The 2,611-nt window shown below is 42.4% G+C and carries 2 protein-coding genes and 1 pseudogene; 2 read left to right on the top strand and 1 reads right to left on the bottom strand.

Translation table 11 applies throughout. From position 1 onward, the window contains the following. Positions 1-261: pseudogene (locus FH976_RS15560) on the top strand (transporter substrate-binding domain-containing protein); the annotation flags it as partial. Between the two features lie 21 nt (positions 262-282). Here the strand turns inward: FH976_RS15560 and FH976_RS15555 are convergent. Continuing rightward, positions 283-1,817 (bottom strand): IS3 family transposase gene (locus tag FH976_RS15555; RefSeq protein ID WP_407701659.1). Its coding sequence is split into 2 segments (ribosomal slippage): positions 283-1,364 and positions 1,364-1,817, totalling 1,536 coding nucleotides; the frame shifts between segments, so codons are not numbered across the junction. Positions 1,818-1,855: 38 nt separating this feature from the next. On the opposite strand from FH976_RS15555, the gene FH976_RS16125 reads away from it, so the two are divergent. Then, positions 1,856-2,611, top strand: a 756-nt coding sequence (locus FH976_RS16125) for a GGDEF domain-containing protein (RefSeq protein WP_194091687.1), incomplete at its 3' end; no start/stop codon positions are given.

The raw sequence follows: 2,611 nt of genomic DNA, 5'->3' as shown, positions 1-2,611 counted from the left end.
AAAGATATGTATTTCAGTCCTCGTTATTTCTCAACAGAAGCCATAATGGTGAAACGCTCTGGTTATCGTGATGCAACCTATAAGAATGTATCAGAAATGATTATTGAGCGAATTAGTGTCATAAAAGGGGATTATTATGATCAGCTTTTAACCAAGATGTTACCTCAGAAAGGGCTGGTAAAATTGCATTCACGGGAAGAGCAAATTCAATCTTTATTAGATGGAAAAACGGATTATGCTGTTCGGTGTTTTTCAAGGTAGTTGTCATCATTCGCTTATTTATTAAGCGGCTTCTCTTTCTGGATTCAGGTGAACCTCACCAACAGGCGCACAGTTCCTGATATCACCAGACCACCGCTCAGGCTTTCGCTGTTTTGCAGCAAGCAATACCTCTACACGGCGCTTCAAGATCTCTTTATCTTTTCCATTGTGACGCTCTGAAGGTGTGACGTAATTTAGCTTACTGTGCTTGTGCTCGGTGTTGTACCAGCGTACGAAGGCTTCAACCCAACTTCGACTACCGTCGATCGTTTCAAAGCCTTTTACTGGCCAACTTGGCATGTACTTTACCGTGCGGAACAATGACTCGACATACGGGTTATCATCACTGACTCTTGGGTGGCTATACGATGAGGTAATACCTAACTCTTCCATCTTAGCTTTGAACGTCAACGACTTCATCGGCGCACCGTTATCCGAGTGAAGAACCAGCGCTTGATTGAAGCACTGCTCTCGCATCAACGTCCGTTGCAGAAGCTGTGACGCCAGCTCACCGCACTCACGCTCATACACTTCATAATCCACGATTTTTCGGCTGTAGATATCTTCGATGACATACAGGTAATAATGTTGGCCTCGTACCTTTGAAGGTAAGTAAGTGATATCCCACGTATAGACTTGGTTCGAGTCCGTCGCTGTGTAACTGGTTGGCTTCGCTTGCTTCTGTCTGCTCCGCTGACGACCTCGTTTGTGAAGTTGCCCCTGTGCTGCCAGTATTCGATAATAGCTCGATTCAGAAGCGATATACTCACCTCTATCAAGCAGTGTCGGGACGATTTGAGTCGGTGGTAAGCTTGCGAACTCAGAGCGGTTACACACCTCGATAATCGCATCACGCTCTTCCTGCGACAGCTTGTTAGCAGGCTCAGGCCTAATGCATATTGGCCTTTTGTCAGCTTGTATTTCACCTTGCTGATACCAGCGACGATAAGTTCTCAAGTCAATTTGAACTTCATGGCAAGCTGGCTCTAAACGGCATCCGCATTGCTTCGCTTCAAGAATTAGAGTCACTATGGTCTGCCTTTCATCGGTTGAGGTTATTCGTCCTCTGGCTCTTCCCCGTAAAAGGCTCTCAGCTTTTTTCTTAGTGCCAGGAGGGCGGCCGTTTCAGCGAGCGCCTTTTCTTTGAGTCGTAAATCTTTCTTCAACTCTTTGATTTGAAGTTTGTCAGCTTTAGCTTGCTTCTTTGCTTCAGCTTCCTGCTCTTTACTCGACTTAAACCCTTGCATACATTCGCGGCGCCAGCTTTGGATTTGTTCTGGGAAAAGGCCTTTTTCACGACAATATTGGCTGAGTTCATTTTCTGTCATTGAGTAGGTTTCAGCGACAATGGCCAGTTTAGTTTGAGCAGACCACTGCTCTGATGAAGTGTTGCTATTTGGCACGGCGGCTCCTGAACGTCTGAGTTGCTGGCGCCAATGATACAGGGTCGCAGTGCTAATTCCTTCTTCTTCCGACACTTCTTTTACTGACATCGAATAGGGAGGTAAGAGCTTCTTCAATATAGCTTCTTTTCTTTCTACTGAGATACGAGACACAATTACTCTTTATCGCCCAAACTGGTTAAATTTTAATAGTGACAACTACCCTGCCAGAGGGGGGTGTTCTTAACCAGTCAAACTACAACAAAATGCTTCAAGATAATGATGCATTGTTACCGATTGTCGAAGATAAACTGATCGGAAACTTTCATCAGTCATCATTAGGTTTTGGATTTGTGAAAACAGAGAAAGGGCAAGTAATAGCGGATTTATTTACATCTGCGATTAATTTAATCGATACTGATCCGATCATCAATAAGTATGATAGTCAGATAGATTGGCGCAAGATTATAAAAAAAGAAAAACATCTGACTCAAATCATAATATGGAGTTTAATTCTTAGTTCTTTATTAATGATAAGTGTGATTTGGTATGTATATCTGCAATCAATTATAGATAACCTAACCAAACTTAAAAATCGTAGAGCTCTATATCAAAAATATTCCAGAGGCATTCCTTCCGCGAGAACAGTTGTTTATCTTGATATTAATAACTTTAAAACTATCAATGATACCTATGGTCATCAAACGGGAGATGAAGTTCTCAAGTTGCTGGCTAAACAAATATCAACTTATTGGTCAGGCCAATCCTTTCGTTTAGGGGGGGATGAATTTGTCCTTATTGGCTCTGCAAAAGGTAAGCAGTTAGAACTGCTTCTTGCCCCAATACGTTCTTTTCATTTTATTGATGATAGGCATAACCTCATGATTAATACCTCAGTTGGGGTTTCATTGGATCGTGAAAAAACGATGAAAGTAGATGATGTATTACACGTTGCCGATATCGAAATG

It is taken from the genome of Vibrio hibernica (assembly GCF_015223435.1).
Lineage (GTDB): Bacteria > Pseudomonadota > Gammaproteobacteria > Enterobacterales > Vibrionaceae > Vibrio > Vibrio hibernica.
Note: the sequence above shows the minus strand (reverse complement) of the source record. Positions and strands in the feature narration are given on the sequence as shown.